Annotated in this window: 17 protein-coding genes; 10 read left to right on the forward strand and 7 right to left on the reverse strand. The window is 67.0% G+C overall.

The window, feature by feature from the left end:
• The 8 genes from BST40_RS30935 to egtE form a co-directional block, all read left to right on the forward strand.
• A partial coding sequence (locus BST40_RS30935; protein WP_167381707.1) for a hypothetical protein occupies positions 1-399 on the forward strand: 399 nt, incomplete at its 5' end.
• 213 nt (positions 400-612) lie between these two features.
• Positions 613-2,070 carry a catalase gene (locus tag BST40_RS24570; protein WP_083156004.1) on the forward strand — a complete coding sequence of 486 codons (1,458 nt, stop codon included), beginning with the start codon at positions 613-615 and terminating at the stop codon, positions 2,068-2,070.
• Positions 2,057-2,731 (forward strand): sensor domain-containing protein, encoded by a 675-nt coding sequence (locus BST40_RS24575; RefSeq protein ID WP_083156006.1) that lies wholly within the window; start codon positions 2,057-2,059, stop codon positions 2,729-2,731. Before BST40_RS24570 ends, BST40_RS24575 begins: the two co-directional genes overlap by 14 nt.
• Before the next feature lie 133 nt (positions 2,732-2,864).
• Positions 2,865-4,154: an ergothioneine biosynthesis glutamate--cysteine ligase EgtA gene (gene egtA, locus BST40_RS24580; protein WP_083156008.1), complete on the forward strand. Its 1,290-nt coding sequence runs from the start codon at positions 2,865-2,867 to the stop codon at positions 4,152-4,154.
• Entirely contained in the window at positions 4,151-5,449 is a 1,299-nt protein-coding gene (gene egtB, locus BST40_RS24585) for an ergothioneine biosynthesis protein EgtB (protein WP_075549642.1), read from the forward strand. The genes egtA and egtB overlap by 4 nt, the downstream gene beginning before the upstream one ends.
• Positions 5,449-6,147, forward strand: a complete 699-nt coding sequence (gene egtC, locus BST40_RS24590; RefSeq protein ID WP_075549643.1) for an ergothioneine biosynthesis protein EgtC — start codon at positions 5,449-5,451, stop codon at positions 6,145-6,147. Before egtB ends, egtC begins: the two co-directional genes overlap by 1 nt.
• The gene (gene egtD / locus BST40_RS24595) at positions 6,147-7,112 is read left to right on the forward strand and encodes an L-histidine N(alpha)-methyltransferase (RefSeq protein WP_083156010.1); all 966 of its coding nucleotides are present in this window, start codon (positions 6,147-6,149) and stop codon (positions 7,110-7,112) included. Before egtC ends, egtD begins: the two co-directional genes overlap by 1 nt.
• On the forward strand, positions 7,109-8,245 hold the full coding sequence (egtE, locus tag BST40_RS24600; protein WP_083156012.1) for an ergothioneine biosynthesis PLP-dependent enzyme EgtE: 1,137 nt from the start codon (positions 7,109-7,111) through the stop codon (positions 8,243-8,245). The genes egtD and egtE overlap by 4 nt, the downstream gene beginning before the upstream one ends.
• A 13-nt stretch (positions 8,246-8,258) precedes the next feature.
• On the opposite strand, the gene BST40_RS24605 is transcribed toward egtE, so the two are convergent.
• Positions 8,259-8,948 (reverse strand): class I SAM-dependent methyltransferase, encoded by a 690-nt coding sequence (locus BST40_RS24605; RefSeq protein WP_083156014.1) that lies wholly within the window; start codon positions 8,946-8,948, stop codon positions 8,259-8,261.
• 10 nt (positions 8,949-8,958) lie between these two features.
• Positions 8,959-10,443, reverse strand: a complete 1,485-nt coding sequence (locus tag BST40_RS24610) for a glutamate-cysteine ligase family protein (protein ID WP_083156016.1) — start codon at positions 10,441-10,443, stop codon at positions 8,959-8,961.
• A gap of 94 nt (positions 10,444-10,537) precedes the next feature.
• On the opposite strand from BST40_RS24610, the gene glpK reads away from it, so the two are divergent.
• On the forward strand, positions 10,538-12,085 hold the full coding sequence (gene glpK / locus BST40_RS24615; protein WP_167381708.1) for a glycerol kinase GlpK: 1,548 nt from the start codon (positions 10,538-10,540) through the stop codon (positions 12,083-12,085).
• 81 nt (positions 12,086-12,166) lie between these two features.
• Here glpK and BST40_RS32020 read toward each other — a convergent pair whose 3' ends face one another.
• Both BST40_RS32020 and BST40_RS24625 read right to left on the reverse strand, forming a co-directional pair.
• Positions 12,167-12,646, reverse strand: coding sequence for a hypothetical protein (locus tag BST40_RS32020; protein WP_244174479.1), 480 nt, complete (start codon positions 12,644-12,646; stop codon positions 12,167-12,169).
• A 243-nt stretch (positions 12,647-12,889) separates the two neighbouring features.
• Entirely contained in the window at positions 12,890-13,594 is a 705-nt protein-coding gene (locus BST40_RS24625) for a PadR family transcriptional regulator (RefSeq protein ID WP_075549648.1), read from the reverse strand.
• 131 nt (positions 13,595-13,725) lie between these two features.
• Here BST40_RS24625 and BST40_RS24630 point away from each other — a divergent pair, with 131 nt between their 5' ends.
• On the forward strand, positions 13,726-14,097 hold the full coding sequence (locus BST40_RS24630; RefSeq protein ID WP_083156018.1) for a hypothetical protein: 372 nt from the start codon (positions 13,726-13,728) through the stop codon (positions 14,095-14,097).
• On the opposite strand, the gene BST40_RS24635 is transcribed toward BST40_RS24630, so the two are convergent.
• The 3 genes from BST40_RS24635 to BST40_RS24645 form a co-directional block, all read right to left on the reverse strand.
• On the reverse strand, positions 14,098-15,039 hold the full coding sequence (locus tag BST40_RS24635) for an RDD family protein (protein ID WP_083156020.1): 942 nt from the start codon (positions 15,037-15,039) through the stop codon (positions 14,098-14,100).
• Positions 15,040-15,165: 126 nt separating this feature from the next.
• The gene (locus tag BST40_RS24640) at positions 15,166-15,744 is read right to left on the reverse strand and encodes a nucleotidyl cyclase domain-containing protein (RefSeq protein WP_131808375.1); all 579 of its coding nucleotides are present in this window, start codon (positions 15,742-15,744) and stop codon (positions 15,166-15,168) included.
• 296 nt (positions 15,745-16,040) lie between these two features.
• Positions 16,041-16,897 (reverse strand): MFS transporter (locus BST40_RS24645; protein ID WP_142276802.1); only part of this gene is annotated, 857 nt, incomplete at its 5' end.

The following is a 16,897-nucleotide window of genomic DNA, read 5'->3' on the forward strand; positions in this document are numbered from 1 at the left end:
GCCGTAGCCACCGCGCCACCACCACCCCCGCCGAGGGAAAAGCCGCCGAGGCTCTACCAGGCCGCGGCGTGGGTGGTGATCGTTGCCGGCGTCATCTTCATCGTCTGGTCGATCTTTGTCGCCGGCGCCGTGGTTTTCGGGTACGGCAAGTGTTATCACCATCGCCACCACCATCACGGCGTGTTCATGCCGGCCGGTCCGGGTGGCCCCGGCCCGGGGCAGGGATGGCAGTTCGGATTCCCCGGACCCCCTCCCCCTGGCATGGGCCCTGGCATGGGTCCCGGCATGGGCCCTGGGTTCCCCGGCGGTCCGGGCGGTCCGGGTGCCGGCCAGATGGGTCCGGGGGCTCCGCAGACGCCCAGCAGCCCCAGCCCCACCACGGCGCCGTCGCGGCCATAACTGGTTCAGCGAACAAGCGCATACTGGGTCATGTGACCAACCTGGCGCGGGACAACCGGCCCGGCGTCCCATCGCGGGATGCCGGGCCGTGCTGTAGCAGGTCGAAAGTCCTTGGCGCCCAGCATGATCTGGCCTAGTTGCGTCACTAAAACATATTGCCGTGCAATCCAATAAGTTTCGTTGAACCCGCCCAGTCGACGAGGAGACACCGATATGACCGAGCGCTACACCACCACCGACGCGGGCAGTCCGGCTCCCAGCGACGACCAGTCGCTGACCGTCGGCCCCGACGGCCCCATCCTGCTGCAGGACCACTACCTGATCGAGCAGATGGCCATGTTCAACCGGGAACGCATCCCGGAACGTCAGCCGCACGCCAAAGGCGGCGGCGCGTTCGGCCGCTTCGAAGTGACCAATGACGTCAGCAACTACACCAGGGCCGCGGTGTTCCAGCCCGGCGCCAAAACCGACACACTGATCCGGTTTTCCACCGTCGCCGGCGAGCGCGGCAGCCCGGACACCTGGCGGGACCCGCGCGGTTTCGCCGTGAAGTTCTACACGTCGGAGGGCAACTTCGACATGGTCGGCAACAACACCCCGATCTTCTTCATTCGCGACCCGCTGAAGTTCCAGCACTTCATCCGCTCCCAGAAGCGCCGGGCGGCAAACAACCTGCGCGACCACAACATGCAGTGGGACTTCTGGACCCTCTCACCCGAGTCGGCCCATCAGGTCACCTGGCTGATGGGGGATCGCGGCATTCCGAAGACCTGGCGGCACATGAACGGCTACGGCAGCCACACCTACAGCTGGATCAACGCCGCTGGCGAGATCTTTTGGGTGAAGTACCACTTCATCACCGACCAGGGCATCGACTTCCTGACGCAGCAGGACGCCGACCGGCTGGCCGGTGAGGACGCCGACTACCACCAGCGGGATCTCTACGACGCGATCGAGCGGGGCGAATTCCCCAGCTGGACACTCAAGATGCAGATCATGCCGTTCGAGGACGCCAAGACCTATCGGTTCAACCCCTTCGATCTGACCAAGGTATGGCCGCATCGCGACTATCCCCTGATCGACGTCGGCAAACTGACGTTGGACCGCAACGTCACCGACTATCACACCGAGATGGAGCAGGCCGCATTTGAACCCAACAACATCGTGCCCGGCACCGGATTGAGCCCGGACAAGATGCTGCTGGCGCGCGGGTTCTCCTACTCCGATGCACACCGGGCCCGACTGGGCACCAATTACAAGCAGATTCCGGTCAATTCGCCGAAGGTGGAGGTCAACAGCTACTCCAAGGACGGCGCGATGCGGATCCACAACGTCACCGATCCGGTGTATGCGCCCAACTCCTACGGCGGCCCGCAGGCCGATCCGGCGCGCGCGGCTGAAGTGCGCTGGATGGCCGATGGCCCAATGGTGCGTGCCGCGTACACGTTGCGTTCCGACGACGACGACTGGGGACAGGCCGGCACCCTGGTCCGCGACGTGCTCGATGACGAGGCCCGGGAACGCTTGGCCCACAACATCATTGGGCATGCTTCCAAAGGTGCGCAGGAGCCGGTGCTGTCACGGGTGTTCGAGTACTGGCGCAACGTAGACCCCGATCTGGGCAAGAAGGTGGAGGAAGGCGTGCGGGCCCGGCTTCATGGCAAGGCCTGAGCGGATGCGCAACGCGGTGCTGAGCCTGGCCCTTGCGGGCTGGGCAGCGGGCTGGGTGGCAGCCCCCGCAGCTCCGATTGCGGCGGCTCACCCGTCAGAGCCGGGGGTGGTGAACTACGCCATCCTGGGCAGGGGATCGGTCGGCAATATCGTCGGCGCGCCGATGGGTTGGGAGTCAGTGTTCACCGACCCGTTCCAGGCGTACGCGGTCGACCTCCCGGTGTGCAACAACTGGGCCGACATCGGGCTACCGGAGGTATACAACGACCCCGACCTGGCGTCGTTCAACGGGGCCATCACCCAGACATCCGCCACCGACCAGACCCACTATGTCAAGCAGGCGGTCGGGGTGTTCGCCAGCAACGACGCGGCAGACCGGGCGTTTCACCGGGTCGTGGACCGAACCGTGGGTTGCTCGGGTCAAACCACCGCGATGCACCTGGACAACGGGACCACGCAGGTGTGGTCGTTCGACGGCGGCCCGCCGGGCCCACACGACGCGGCGTGGACCAAACAAGAAGCCGGCACCGACCGGCGTTGCTTCAATCAAACCAGGCTGCGCGAAAATGTGTTGCTGCAAGCCAAGGTCTGTCAGTCCGGCAACGGCGGTCCCGCGGTCAACGTCCTGGCCGGGGCAATGCAGAACCTGCTGGGTCAGTAGCCGCCCGCAAATGTGGGTACTCATCTGAACCGGGCATCGAAAAGCGGACGGGAATATGTCGGGGCGCTCTGGAAGATGAGATGGTGGCGGCTATCGTTCTCGATAGCTGCGCAGGCCCCGGAGGAATCGTGATATGACGTTTGCCCCCAGCGCTGCCGCGGCAGCGCAGCTGGACAGCGCCGGTGACAGCGATAGCGAGATCGCCTCGCTGGAAGCCGCGGGGGAGTACGTCGCCGACGGCTGCCTCGTCGACGGTCCGCTCGGGCGGGTCGGGCTGGAGCTGGAGGCGCACTGCTATGACCCCGCGGATCCGTTTCGCCGACCCGGTTGGGACGAGATCAGCGACGTCCTGGACTGGGTGAGCCCGCTGCCCGGCGGCAGCGCGGTCAGCGTCGAACCCGGCGGCGCGGTGGAACTGTCGGGTCCGCCGTGCGACGGCGTGCTGGCGGCCATCGACGCGATGAACCTCGACCAGGCCGTGCTGCGTCCGGCCTTCGCCGACGCCGGCCTGGGCCTGGTGTTCCTCGGCGCCGACCCGCTGCGGCCGACGAAGCGGATCAACCCGGGCCCGCGCTATCGCGCCATGGAACAGTTCTTCGCCGCCAGCGACTCCGGGGCAGCCGGCGCGGCGATGATGACGGCGACCGCTTCCATCCAGGTCAACATCGACGCCGGGCCGCAGGCCGATTGGGCGTCGCGGGTGCGACTGGCCCACGCCTTGGGGCCGACGATGATCGCGATCGCCGCCAATTCCCCGATGCTCGGTGGCGAGTTCTCCGGTTGGCGGTCCACCCGGCAGCGGGTGTGGGGCCAGATGGATGCGGCCCGGTGCGGGCCGATCCTGGGCGCCAGCGGCGACGACCCCGCCACCGACTGGGCGCGTTACGCCCTGAAGGCGCCGGTGATGCTGGTGCACAACCCGGATGCCGTGGCGGTGACCCACTACGTCCCCTTCGCCGATTGGGCCGACGGCACGGTGTTGCTGGGTGGCCGCCGCCCGACCACCGCTGACCTGGACTATCACCTGACCACGTTGTTCCCGCCGGTGCGGCCCCGGCAATGGCTGGAGATCCGCTACCTCGACAGCGTGCCCGACACGTTCTGGCCGGCTCTGGCCTTCACGGTGGTCACCCTGCTCGACGACCCGGCGGCGGCGGAGCTGGCCGCGGAGGCCGTCGAACCGGTCGCCACCGCCTGGGACGCCGCTGCCCGCGTCGGCCTGGAGGACCGGCGGCTCTACGCGGCGGCCAACCGATGCGTCGCCGTCGCCGCCGAACGGGCGCCGACGCAGATCGCCGACGCGATGCAGGTGTTGATCGCCAATGTCGAGCAGGGCCGCTGCTGCGGTGACGACTTCGCCGACCGGGTCGTCGAATCCGGGATCGCGCCAGCGGTAGCGCGGCTGGCGCGAGGGGAAGCGTGACAACACGCGAAAGGCTGGCCCGCGATCTGGAGCGGGCCCGGACGTTGACGTTGCGCCTGGTCGATTTCGACGACGCGGAGCTATGCCGCCAATACGACCCGCTGATGAGCCCGCTGGTGTGGGATTTGGCGCACATCGGTCAGCAGGAGGAGTTGTGGCTCCTGCGCGGCGGCAACCCGGATCGCCCTGGGATGTTGCCGCCGGCGGTCGAGGGCCTCTACGACGCATTCCAGCACTCGCGCGCCAGCCGGGTCGAGTTGCCGTTGCTGTCTCCGGACCAGGCGCGAACCTTCTGCCGCACCGTGCGCTCCGCGGCCCTGGACGCACTGGACGCCGTGCCGGACGGCCGGCCCGACGACGCTGGCTTTGCCTTCGGCATGGTGGCCAGCCACGAATACCAGCACACCGAGACGATGCTGCAGGCGTTGAACCTGCGCCCCGGCGCGCCGCTGCTGCGGGAGACGTCCGTGCTGCCGGCCGGGCGGCCCGGCGTGGCCGGGACGTCGGTGCTGGTGCCGGGTGGGCCGTTCGTGCTGGGTGTGGACGCCGAGACCGAGCCGTACTCGCTGGACAACGAACGCCCGGCCCATGTCGTCGACGTGCCGGCCTTCCGGATCGGCCGGGTTCCGGTCACCAACGGCGAATGGCGACAGTTCGTCGACGACGGCGGCTACACCCAATCGCGGTGGTGGTCCGATCGCGGTTGGCAATACCGCCGGAGTGCCGGCCTGACCGCCCCACAGTTCTGGAATTCCGACGGGCGAACCCGCACCCGGTTCGGCTACCACGAAGACCTTCCGCCCGACGAGCCGGTGCAGCATGTCACCTACTTCGAAGCGCAGGCCTTCGCGGCGTGGGCCGGCGCCCGGCTGCCCACCGAGGTGGAGTGGGAAAAGGCGTGCGCATGGGATCCGGTGACCGAGTCTCGGCGCCGCTACCCGTGGGGCTCGCAGCAGCCGTCGGACAGGCACGCCAACCTCGGTGCCGCGGCGTTGCGCCCGGCGCCGGTGGGCGCCTACCCGGCCGGCGCCTCGGCCTATGGCGCCGAGCAGCTGCTGGGCGATGTCTGGGAGTGGACCAGCTCGCCGCTGCGGCCCTGGCCCGGATTCGTCCCGATGATCTACGACCGGTACTCCCAACCGTTCTTCGACGGTGACTACCGGGTGCTGCGCGGCGGATCCTGGGCCGTCGAGCCGGCCATCCTGCGGCCCAGCTTCCGCAACTGGGATCACCCGTACCGCCGGCAGATCTTCTCCGGCGTCCGGCTGGCCTGGGACGTTGAGGAGCCGGCCTGATGTGCCGTCATCTGGGTTGGCTGGGCACCGAGGTGACCCTGTCGACGCTGGTGCTGGAGCCGCCGCAAAGCCTGCTGGTGCAGTCCTATGCGCCGCGCCGGCAAAAGCACGGCCTGATGAACGCCGACGGTTGGGGCGTCGGCTTTTTCGACGCGGGGGTGCCGCGACGGTGGCGCAGCGCGTCACCGTTGTGGGGCGACATGTCATTCGCGTCGGTCGCGCCGGCGTTGCGCAGTCATTGCGTGGTCGCCGCGGTCCGCTCGGCGACCGTCGGGATGCCGATCGAAATCAGCGCCACCGCACCGTTTACCGACGGACAGTGGCTGCTGTCGCACAACGGCGTTGTTGACCGCGCCGTGCTGCCGCTGACCTCGTCGACCGAATCTGTCTGCGACAGCGCGGTATTGGCGGCCACCATCTTCGAGCGCGGTTTGGACGAACTGGCCGGAACTATCGTCGAGATAGCTGCCGCCGACCCGCTCGCCCGGCTGAACATACTGGCCGCCAACGGATCTCGGTTGCTGGCCACCACCTGGAACGAGACGCTTTCCATGCTGCAACGCCCCGACGGGGTGGTGCTGGCCAGCGAACCCTACGACGACGACGCCGATTGGGCCGACGTACCGGACCGCCACCTGGTGGAGGTCACCGCGGACGGGTTCACTTTGACCGCCTTGGACGCCACGAAAGGACCTTGATGACACTGTCGCTGTCCAACCACCTGTCCGAGGACTCCGCCTACCTCGCCTTGTGCCGCGACGTATTCGACGGCCTGCAAATGACGCCAAAATCGTTGCCGCCCAAGTGGTTCTATGATTCGGTGGGCAGCGATCTGTTCGACCAGATCACCCGGTTGCCGGAGTACTACCCGACCCGCGCCGAGGCCGGTATTCTGCGAGCCCACTCCGCCGACATCGCCGCCGCCAGCGGGGCCGACACCCTGGTCGAACTCGGCAGCGGCACCTCGGAAAAGACCCGGATGTTGTTGAATGCGTTGCGCGATCGCGGTTCGCTGCGCAGATTCGTGCCGTTCGACGTCGACTCGGGAGTGCTGTCGGCGGCCGCGAACGCTATCAAGGGCGAGTACCAGGGCATCGAAATACACGCTGTATGTGGTGATTTCGAGGAACACCTGGCTGAGATTCCCGTCGGCGGCCGACGATTGTTCGTGTTCCTGGGCTCGACGATCGGCAACCTGACACCCGGTCCGCGGACGGAATTCCTGGCGACCCTGGCCGGCGTGATGCAGCCTGGCGATAGCCTGCTGTTGGGCACCGACCTGGTCAAGAACCCCGAGCGGCTGGTCAGGGCCTACGACGACGCCGCCGGCGTGACCGCCCGGTTCAACCGCAACGTCCTCGCGGTGATCAACCGCGAACTGGATGCCGATTTCGACCTCGACGCCTACCGGCACGTCGCCCGGTGGAACGCCGCCGAGGAGCGGATCGAGATGTGGCTAAGCGCCGATCGCCGGCAACGGGTGCGGGTGGGCGCACTCGAGCTGATCGTCGACTTCGCCCCCGGCGAGGAGATGCTGACCGAGGTGTCGTGCAAGTTCCGGCCGGACGGCGTCGCGGCCGAGCTGGCCGCGGCGGGGCTGCGTCGCACCCGGTGGCGGACCGACGACGCCGGTGATTTCGGCGTGTCGCTGGCCGTGAAGTGAGTACCCTGGCGAAGCGGTGGCGGGCGGCTCGCCCGCCGGTCGCGGGCCTGCACCTGGACAGCGCCGCCTGCTCGCGGCAAAGCTTCGCCGTCTTGAACGCCACCGCCCGGCATGCGCTGCACGAGGCGGAGGTCGGCGGGTATGTCGCCGCCGAGGCCGCCACCGCCGTGCTCGACGCGGGACGCGCCGCAGTCGCCACGCTGTGCGGCATGCCGGACGCGGAGGTGGTGTTCACCACCGGGTCGCTGCACGCTCTGGATCTGTTGTTGGGCAGCTGGCCGGGCGCCCACCAGACATTGGCCTGCCTGCCCGGTGAATACGGGCCCAACCTGGCCGTGATGGACGCCCTCGGGTTCGAGGTGCGCTTCCTGCCGACCCTCGACGACGGCCGGCTGGCGCTGGACGACGCGGCGTTCGAACTGGAGGAGGATCCGCCCGATCTGGTGCATCTGACCCCGGTGGGCAGCCATCGCGGCACCGTGCAGCCGCTGGCGATGATGGTCCGGCTGTGCCGTGAGTTGGGCCTGCCGGTGGTCGTCGACGCCGCACAGGCGCTGGGGCAGGTGGACTGCGCGGTAGGCGCCGACGTCACCTATTCATCGTCACGAAAATGGCTCGCCGGGCCGCGCGGTGTCGGGGTGCTGGCGGTGCGCTCGGAGTTGATGCAACGGCTGACTCCGCGGCTGCCGCTGCCGGACTGGGCCCCGGCAATGTCGGTGGCGCAGCGCCTGCAGCTCGGTGAGGCCAATGTGGCCGCGCGCGTGGGCTTTTCAGTAGCGGTCGGCGAACACCTGAGCTACGGGCCGGAATTGATCAGGGCGCGCCTGGCCGAGCTTGGCGGCCTCGCCCGGACCCTGCTGGCAGACGTGGACGGCTGGGTGGTGGTCGAACCGGTCGACGAACCCAGTGCCATCACCACGTTGGCCGCGGTCGACGGCCCCGATCCGGCGGCAGTGCGGGCCTGGCTGCTCGCGGAGCGGGGAATCGTGACGACCTGCGCCAATGTGGGGCGAGCGCCGCAGGAACTGACGGCGCCGGTGCTGCGGATCTCACCGCACGTGGACACCACCGCCGACGACCTTGAGGCCTTTGCCGAGGCGCTGATCGCCGGCACCGCGGCAACGTCGGGCTAGGCCGCGTGACGGGTCAGCCGGCCTTGTGCGCGCTCAGCAGATAGGCCGGCAACATCATCCGGTCCTTCTCGTCGCGCGGGTGCGGCGGCATTTCGAACGGCGCTCCGGGAACCTGCGGCACATTGGCATGGATGAACGCGGGCCGGATCTCATCGATCTCCCAGTACTTGCTCACCGCGTCTCGCAACTCGTCCTCGTCGACCTCGTTGGGTCGGGCTTCGAATTCGGCCGGGAACGCCCCGTTGGCGAACACCAACACGTAGTAGCGGGCGCCCGGCGCGGCCGCACGATGCACCGAGCGCAGGTAGCCGTCGCGCCCCTCCACCGGCAGCGAATGAAACAACGTGGAGTCGAGCACCGTGGCAAAGCGGCCCTCGGAGCCGTCCGGATAACAGGCGAAGTCGGTGATGTCGGCCTGGACGAAGCTGGCCGTGCTCAGCCCCCGCTCCTGGGCGGCCTTGGTGGCCGCGGCGACGGCCGTCGGGGTGATGTCGATGCCCACCACGGTGTAGCCCTCCGCCGCCAGCGCCAGCGACAATTCGGCGAACCCGCATCCGGCGTCGAGCACATCGCTGCGGACCTTCCCGGCCGCGATCAACGCCGCCAATTCCGGCTGCGGCTCACCGATATTCCACGGCGGCGGGCCCTCGAACACGCCCTGCTGCCGGTATGCGCCGTCCCAGTCCATTACCTCAGAAGTCATGGCTCCCAACCTACTCACCCCAGGTGTGCACCGGCTCGTTGGCGTGCATGTGCTTGCAGTAGCGGCGCAGCATCTCCGCCAATGCCGCGCGCCGGTTCATCCCGCCGTCCTCCAGTCCGCGGACCGTGGCGACTTGCCAGGTGGCGCCGTTGCGGCCGACGCTGGCGCGGCCCTCGATGACCCCCAGGAACCGGTCGCGCACCTCGGCGTCGACGCCCCACCGCCGCAGTCCATCGTGAGCCATCGGCAGCAACGTGGTCAACACCAACTCCCGCGTCGGCACCTCAGCCAAGCCGGGCCAGTGCATCAGGGCATCGATGCCGTGCCGGGCTGCTGCGAAGAAATTCGCTTGTGCCGCAGCGAAACTCATCTGGGTCCAGGGCGGTTGCTCGGCCTCGGCCAGGCTGCGCAGCACGCCGTAATAGAACGCCGAATTGGCCAGCATGTCCAGGACGGTCGGTCCGGCCGGCAACACCCGGTTCTCCAGCCGCAGGTGCGGCCGTCCTTCGCCGGCCACCTCCGAGACGTCGTACACCGGCCGATTCCACCGGTACACCGTGCCGTTGTGCAACCGCAATTCCGCTAGCTGCGGGACCCGTCCGGCCGCGAGCTCGGCGACCGGATCCTCGTCGGACACCTCCGGCAGCAGCGACGGAAAGTAGCGGATGTTCTCCTTGAACAGGTCCAGGATGGAGCCGATCCACCGCTCGCCGAACCACACCCGCGGCCGCACGCCCTGGGTCTTCAGCTCCTCCGGCCGGGTGTCGGTGGATTGGGCGAACAGTTCGATGCGGGTTTCCGACCAGAGCCGGTGGCCGAAGAAGTAGGGGGAGTTGGCGCCCAGCGCAAGCTGTGGGCCGGCCAGCACCTGGGCCGCGTTCCAGTGGGCGGCGAAATCGGCAGGAGCCAGCTGCAAATGCAATTGCATACTGGTGCAAGCTGATTCGGGGGCAATCGAGGCGGCCTGCCAGCTCAACGGCTCCGGGCCGGAGATATTGATCGGGATGTCCTCACCGCGGGCGTCGAAGATCGATTCGTTGAGCGCGACGTAGCGGGTGGATTCGCTCATCCAGCCCTCGGTCAGATGCTCGGGCATCAGCGTGGGCAGGATGCCGATCATCACGATGTGGGCGCCGTCGGAACCGGCCTTTCGCTCTGCGTCGTTGAGACTGGCCCGCACGTCCCGTTCCAGATCCAGGCCGGTACGCCCGGACAGCAGTCGCGGCGGCACATTGAATTCGATGTTGTAGGCGCCCAATTCGGTCTGGTAGGCCGGATCGCCGATCGCGTCCAGCACCGACCGATTCGACATGGCGGGCTGGTAGTCGCCGTCGACAAGGTTGCATTCGATTTCCATCCCGGTGAGCGGCAGGTCGGAATCGAAGCTGCACTGGGAAAGCATCGTTTCAAAGACGTCCAGACAGACTTGCACCTTGCGCCGGTATTCCCGCCGGTGTGTGCGGTCATACGTGGTGCGCTTGACCTCTTCGCCCACAACGCCGATGCAACCGGTTTACCGCCCGCCGCGCAAGTGCGACCCGGGTAGCCGCGGATCGGTACCCATCATGGACGATTAACCCCAGTGTTCGATGTCACGTTTAGGAGTGCAGTTGGCCGAGTCCTCAGAGTTCATAGCCGCCATCGATCAGGGCACCACCAGCACCCGCTGCATGATCTTCGATCATCGGGGCGCCGAGGTGGCCCGGCACCAGCTCGAGCACGAGCAGATCCTGCCCCGCGCCGGGTGGGTCGAGCACAATCCGGTGGAGATCTGGGAGCGCACCGCCTCGGTGCTGATGTCGGTGCTCAACGCGGCGGATCTGTCGTCCAAAGACATTGTGGCCCTGGGGATTACCAATCAGCGAGAGACGACTCTGGTGTGGAACAAGCACACCGGCCGGCCGTACTACAACGCGATCGTCTGGCAGGACACCCGCACCGACCGGATCGCGGCGGCACTGGAGCGCGACGGCCGCGGTGAGGTGATCCGCCGCAAGGCCGGGTTGCCGCCGGCGACCTACTTCTCCGGCGGGAAGTTGCAGTGGATCCTGGATAACGTCGACGGGGTGCGCGACGCCGCAGAACGCGGCGATGCGTTGTTCGGCACCCCGGACACCTGGGTGTTGTGGAATCTGACCGGCGGGCCGCGCGGCGGGGTGCACGTCACCGACGTGACCAACGCCAGCCGGACCATGCTGATGAACTTGGAGACGCTGGACTGGGATGACGAACTGCTGTCGTTCTTCGACATCCCGCGCGCGATGCTGCCGGCCGTCGAGCCGTCGTCACCGCTGCAGCCGTACGGTGTCACGCTGGACACCGGGCCGGTGGGCGGCGAGGTGCCGATCACCGGTGTGCTCGGTGACCAGCATGCGGCCATGGTCGGTCAGGTGTGCCTGGACGCGGGAGAGGCCAAGAATACCTACGGCACCGGCAATTTCCTGCTGCTCAACACCGGCGAGACCATCGTACGATCGCAGAACGGCCTGCTGACCACGGTGTGCTACCAGTTCGGCGACGCCAAACCCGTTTACGCGCTTGAGGGTTCGATCGCGGTCACCGGTTCGGCGGTGCAGTGGCTGCGCGATCAGCTCGGCATCATCAGCGGCGCCGCACAAAGCGAGTCGCTCGCTCGTCAGGTTCCCGACCACGGCGGGGTGTATTTCGTGCCGGCCTTCTCCGGATTGTTCGCTCCCTATTGGCGATCCGATGCCCGCGGCGCCATCGTGGGGCTGTCGCGATTCAACACCAATGCGCATCTGGCCCGCGCGACGCTGGAGGCCATCTGCTACCAGAGCCGGGACGTGGTCGACGCTATGGAAGCCGATTCCGGTGTGCGCCTTGAGGTTTTGAAGGTCGACGGCGGTATCACCAGCAATGACTTGTGCATGCAGATCCAGGCCGATGTGCTCGGCGTGGACGTGGTGCGGCCGGTCGTCGCCGAAACCACCGCGCTGGGCGCGGCCTATGCGGCGGGTTTGGCGGCCGGGTTCTGGACGGACCCGTCGGACCTGCGGGCCAATTGGCAGGAGGACAAGCGCTGGACGCCGCAGTGGACCGACGAGCAGCGCGCCGCCGGGTACGCGGGGTGGCGCAAGGCGGTGCAGCGAACCCTGGATTGGGTCGACGTGTCGTAGATAGGGGCTGGCTCGGGCTGAAGTTCGTGACAAAGCAAGCCGCACTAGATTGCCGGCGATGGAATCGTCTACCAGTGAACTTCAGGCCAGCGGTGCGGGCCTGCACGCGGAAGCCGGCTGGTGTGTGGCCTTGGCGGGCAGACTGGCTGGCAACGGCGCGCCGACAGGTGTGGGCTCGACATGGCTGGCAAGCCACGCAGTGGTCATTGTCTCCAATGCGGGGTCGCCGCGGCCGGAGTCGAGTGCACGGCGCGGGTGCAGCAGACGGCTGCGAAACTCGCCGCCGCAGCCACCGGCTACGTCGACAATGAAGCTCGTTCGGCGGCACGGTTCCAGGTGAGGATTTCGCTTACTACCGGCCGCAGTGCCCAATACGCACAGACCCTCGCTGACGAGCTCGCGGATCATGCTCAACGTCAATTGCTGAACTTCGTGTACCGGCCGCCGCGGCCCGGTGTTTGTAAGGAATGACGAGTGCACCTCGCTAAGTGAAATCCAGTCCTGCAGGCCCGCGATGAGCAGGCCCTCCTTGATCCAGTCATGCTCGGTAGCAGCGCCCATCACTCACGTTTCCTTTTCTGGGGTGACGGTCATGCAACGCATTCTTCCAGTCGAACCAGTATCAGAGCTGACGCTGATCGCCCACGCGGGGGCCAAGGCCCGACGTCGCCCGCGGTCCTGGCGGAACTGCTGACGATGAATAGCGGGTCGAGTCACAATGGGTTTCCTGTCTAGCCAAGCCATGAAACCGACGCTCAACGATAGATTCGCATAAAGGCTGTCCACACCGACCACCAAGACCGGTCAGTCCTCGCCGAGAATGCCGTAGATCTCGCGGCGCGCATTGTTGAGGATGTCGACGATGCGTTGCTGCTGCTCGACGCCGGCGGCATGCGCCGCTTGCATGACCGCGCCGATCAGCTGGCCCATGGCCCGGCGCAATTCGAGGTGTCCCGGCGCGACGCCGTCGGCGATCTCCTCCCACGGCGGAGTGTCGATCTTCTCGGCGGCCGCCCGGCCCTCGTCGGTCAGCTCGAAGAGCTTCTTGCTGCCGTCGGCCGCGCCGGCGGTGATCAGGCCCTCATCGTCGAGTAGCTGCAAGGTCGGGTACACCGAGCCGGGGCTGGGACGCCACAGGTCATTGCTGCGCTCGGCGATCTGCTGGATCATCTCGTAGCCGTGCATCGGCCGTTCGCTCAGCAGCACCAGGATGGCCGCCCGGATGTCGCCGCGGCGGCCACGGCCGCGCCCGCCGCGGCGCCAACCGCCGCGTGGGCCGCCGGGGCCGAAGCCGAAGCCGAACCCCGGGCCGAAACCGGGACCGAACCCCAGCGGTCCGTCGTGGTCACCGGCATGGTCGCGCAGGTTTTCGAAGAATTCACGTCGGGCCTGACGCCGGGCGCTGTGTAGCGCGCGGCGTTGTCCGGGCGGCAGGCCGGGGCCGGGACCGAAGCCGAACCCTGGCCGAGCGCCGAATGGCCCGCCGGGGGCAGTGAAAAGGTTGTCCATGTCTGTTCCTTATGTCTGTCGAAAGCGGCGCCGAAAGCTATGCCGATACAGTAACGATATATCGCGACAGAACGAGATGCAACGGTGGACCGTGGTTTGCGGTTGTCCTCGCCCGGGTAGTCCCTGAGGTCATGGACGGCAGAAATCGCCTGACGGAGACGCGTCCCAGTGGCGTGGCCGCTCCGACGCGGGGCAGTGGGCAGGCCCGCTTATGGATCACCTGGGTGCTCGCCCTGCTGACCGTGCCGGGTGCGGCAATCGTGATGTTGTTCGCTCTCGGCGCGGTGATGAGCACCGATGCCTGCAGCGAAAGCCGCTGCCCCAACCTGGGCGCCGGAATCGACTTCGGTGTCTTGTTCTACGGCGCGCCGGTGGTGGCCCTGTTGGTCATCGTCGTCTCGGTGTTCGCCGCCAAGCTCCGGTTCGGCATCGCGGTTCCGCTGGTCGGTCTGGCGCTATTGGTTGCCGACGTCGCCATCCTGGCCGTGACGGTCGCGCAGTAGCTAGCTCGGCGGCGAGAAGCTGCCGGGCGGCGGGGTGTACGGCGGCACGTCGGGCTCCGGGGGTTCCGGCCACGGAATCGCCTGTGGTTGCGGGTACATCGGCGGCTGGGCGGGCCATGGCTGGGCGGTCGGCGGCCGGGCGGGCCACGGCGCCGCAGCGTAGGGCCCTTGCGGTCCCATCGGCGGCATAGCCGGGCCCATCGGCGGACGGAGCCGTGCCAGCTCGCGGCGGTGCCGTTCGGCAAGCACCGCGGCGAGCACCAGCTGCGGCGGAACGCCCGGCGGGGGCGGTGGCGCCACCCGGGACAACACCTCGCCGGCGATCCGGTATGCCATCTGCTCGCGCAGCGGCGGATCCAGTTGCGGTGCCCGGGAAAGGAATTGGCGCGCGAGTTCGGCCTGTCCGGCGGTGAGCCCGGACAGCTGCAGCGACGACGCCCACCACGCCAGCGACGGCGGCATGGCCGGCGGCGGCCCCAGGCGCGGAGCACGCTCGCTGACGACGATGGTGCCGGCGAACATGTCACCGACGCGCTTGCCCTTCGGCGACACCATGCTGCAGATCACGGCCGGGCTGCCCAGCAGCATCCAGATCTCCACCACCGACGCCAACGCGCGAAACAGCGCCTGGCGAAAGCGTTCCGGGCCCCCGTCGTCGGATACCACGCGCAGGCCCATCACGATCTTGCCCACCGACCGGCCCCGGGTCGCGGTCTCGATGGCCACCGGGTAACCGACGAACGCCAGCACCGTGAACATGATCAGGAACGCAATGGTCAACGCCGCGTCCAACTGGCTCAACGCGGCCGCCCACAGCATCAGCCCGAGCAGGTAGCCGATGAAGATCACGGTGATGTCGATGATCGCGCTCACCGCACGCACCGGCAGCTGGGCGATCTGTACATCGAGCACCACCGCATCCCCGGTCACCACCTCCGACATACCCGGAACGCTACAGGTTTTGCGACCTGCCGCTTGCCCCAGTGAGTCATTACTCGACTAGACGCCCAAGCGAGGTATCGGTGCGGTTACACATGCCAGGAGCGCCGAATGCCCAGCCGCCCCCTCCTATGCGGGTTTCGACTTTGGGATCCATCGGGTTGGCGAGAAGTCGCTGCAAAGGTCGGTATGGCACACCTGAACTACCTCCTCGAGACCTTCACGGTCCAGCACATGTGCGCGCAAATTCAGCAGCCAGGCACCGTGGGGAAGATATCCATGCACCGCCTCCTTGGTCGTACGGGATATCACCGTCTGACCGCGGTTGGCAAAGTCGCGAAGTGCTATGGCGTGGCGCATCGTCGACTGGGTACAGAACGGACCGAGCTCACCGGTATGAATCCCTATCCTGGGCTTGATCGCTGCAAGCGCAGCCCGTTGCAATTCCAGGGCGGCGGCCACGGCATCGCTGGCGTCCTCGAAAATGGCTCCGAACGTGTCGATCTCGCCAGGATCGGCAAAATATGCGCCGCGGTATGCCGCGATGGCGTCGGTTGCTTGCCGGTTCAACCGAACCACTTCGGTGGCAATGGCGTGTTCCAGTCCGTCAACGCGACTTAGCACTACTGTCACCTCCCGTGTCGATGAGAAGCAGGGCGATCCGGTAAGGCAGCTGTTCATCCTGAGTTTTCGTGATGATTGGGCCATGGCTACCATGGTCTGGCAGGATTCCGCGAAAACCATCGGCAATAGCGCTTAGCCACACCAAGATTCGCGCGTATTTGCCCAGTAGCGTTGCGTTGTAACCAGTTTGAAACATTGCGGCCCGAAGTGACGCGGACTCACATCGTTGTTGGCGGGGTCGGGTTGCTGGCGTGCTCGCAGTGAACGGGTCCCGCCTTGTGGTGACGGTCGCAAACGGCTTGTGGCACCGGTTTCGTCTGTGGCGGGCGTGTCGCGACTCCGATAGCCTCGACTGACCAACATGGCTGTCGAGTCAGCGTTCAGTCATGGTGCGGTGCGGTGGTAAGACGACCGGGGAATCGGCGCGCACCAAGGGCCAGCGCGCCCATGAGTAAGACTGCGGCTGCGGCAACGGCGAACTGGACCCCGCGGATGAACTCTTGGTCCGTTACGGCAACGACCAGCTGCTCCTGCGTTGAAGTCATTGGATGTCCGGTTCCGATATCAGCGGCGTGGGCACACGGATTTGCGCCGTCAACCACAGAAGAAATGACGGCTGCGCGTTCGGCGGGATCGCGGATCACCGTCTCGAGCTGTTGCGGCAAAGAGGCGCTGAGCCAGCCTGCGAGGATGGAGCCAAGCAGGGCTACCCCGAAGATGGCTCCCAGTGAGCGCTGCAGATTGATCAGACCCGCCGCCATGCCGGCACGGTGATCATCGACCTCGGTCATGCCGATACTCAACAGCGGTGTGGCGCACCCGCCTGCCCCCGCACCGAACAAGGCCAGTCCGATAATCACGATTGGCATCACGCGGCCGATCGCCATCCCGAACAGCGCCAACCCGGCAATCATTGCTGTGAGACAAATGAGCAGCGGCAGCCGAGGGCCCCAGCGTTGGACTGCCTGGCCTGCCAGCAGACTGGCGATGCCGAATCCGACCGGTACCGGCAACATCACCAGACCCGCGTGCAACGGCGAGAAACCGCGCACGTTCTGGAAGTGCTGGGTGATGACCATCAACGTCCCGAAATAACAGGACATCACGACGAAATACACCAGTAGCGCCGACCGGTACACCGTGTCGCTGAACAAGTGCAAATCGATAAGCGGGAAGGCGGCGCGACGTTCGTGCTGAACAAACAACAGCAGTAACACCATTGCCACCACTAGCAATG

This window comes from Mycobacterium persicum (assembly GCF_002086675.1).
GTDB lineage: Bacteria > Actinomycetota > Actinomycetes > Mycobacteriales > Mycobacteriaceae > Mycobacterium > Mycobacterium persicum.

What these genes read in the sequence shown, in the direction of transcription:
- BST40_RS24570 (WP_083156004.1), top strand. Translation starts at nt 613, where the DNA reads ATGACCGAGCGCTACACCACCACCGACGCGGGCAGTCCGGCTCCCAGC.
- BST40_RS24575 (WP_083156006.1), top strand. Translation starts at nt 2,057, where the DNA reads ATGGCAAGGCCTGAGCGGATGCGCAACGCGGTGCTGAGCCTGGCCCTT.
- egtA (WP_083156008.1), top strand. Translation starts at nt 2,865, where the DNA reads ATGACGTTTGCCCCCAGCGCTGCCGCGGCAGCGCAGCTGGACAGCGCC.
- egtC (WP_075549643.1), top strand. Translation starts at nt 5,449, where the DNA reads ATGTGCCGTCATCTGGGTTGGCTGGGCACCGAGGTGACCCTGTCGACG.
- egtD (WP_083156010.1), top strand. Translation starts at nt 6,147, where the DNA reads ATGACACTGTCGCTGTCCAACCACCTGTCCGAGGACTCCGCCTACCTC.
- BST40_RS24605 (WP_083156014.1), bottom strand. Translation starts at nt 8,948, where the DNA reads ATGACTTCTGAGGTAATGGACTGGGACGGCGCATACCGGCAGCAGGGC.
- glpK (WP_167381708.1), top strand. Translation starts at nt 10,538, where the DNA reads ATGTCACGTTTAGGAGTGCAGTTGGCCGAGTCCTCAGAGTTCATAGCC.
- BST40_RS32020 (WP_244174479.1), bottom strand. Translation starts at nt 12,646, where the DNA reads ATGGGCGCTGCTACCGAGCATGACTGGATCAAGGAGGGCCTGCTCATC.
- BST40_RS24625 (WP_075549648.1), bottom strand. Translation starts at nt 13,594, where the DNA reads ATGGACAACCTTTTCACTGCCCCCGGCGGGCCATTCGGCGCTCGGCCA.
- BST40_RS24630 (WP_083156018.1), top strand. Translation starts at nt 13,726, where the DNA reads ATGGACGGCAGAAATCGCCTGACGGAGACGCGTCCCAGTGGCGTGGCC.
- BST40_RS24635 (WP_083156020.1), bottom strand. Translation starts at nt 15,039, where the DNA reads ATGTCGGAGGTGGTGACCGGGGATGCGGTGGTGCTCGATGTACAGATC.
- BST40_RS24640 (WP_131808375.1), bottom strand. Translation starts at nt 15,744, where the DNA reads ATGGCCCAATCATCACGAAAACTCAGGATGAACAGCTGCCTTACCGGA.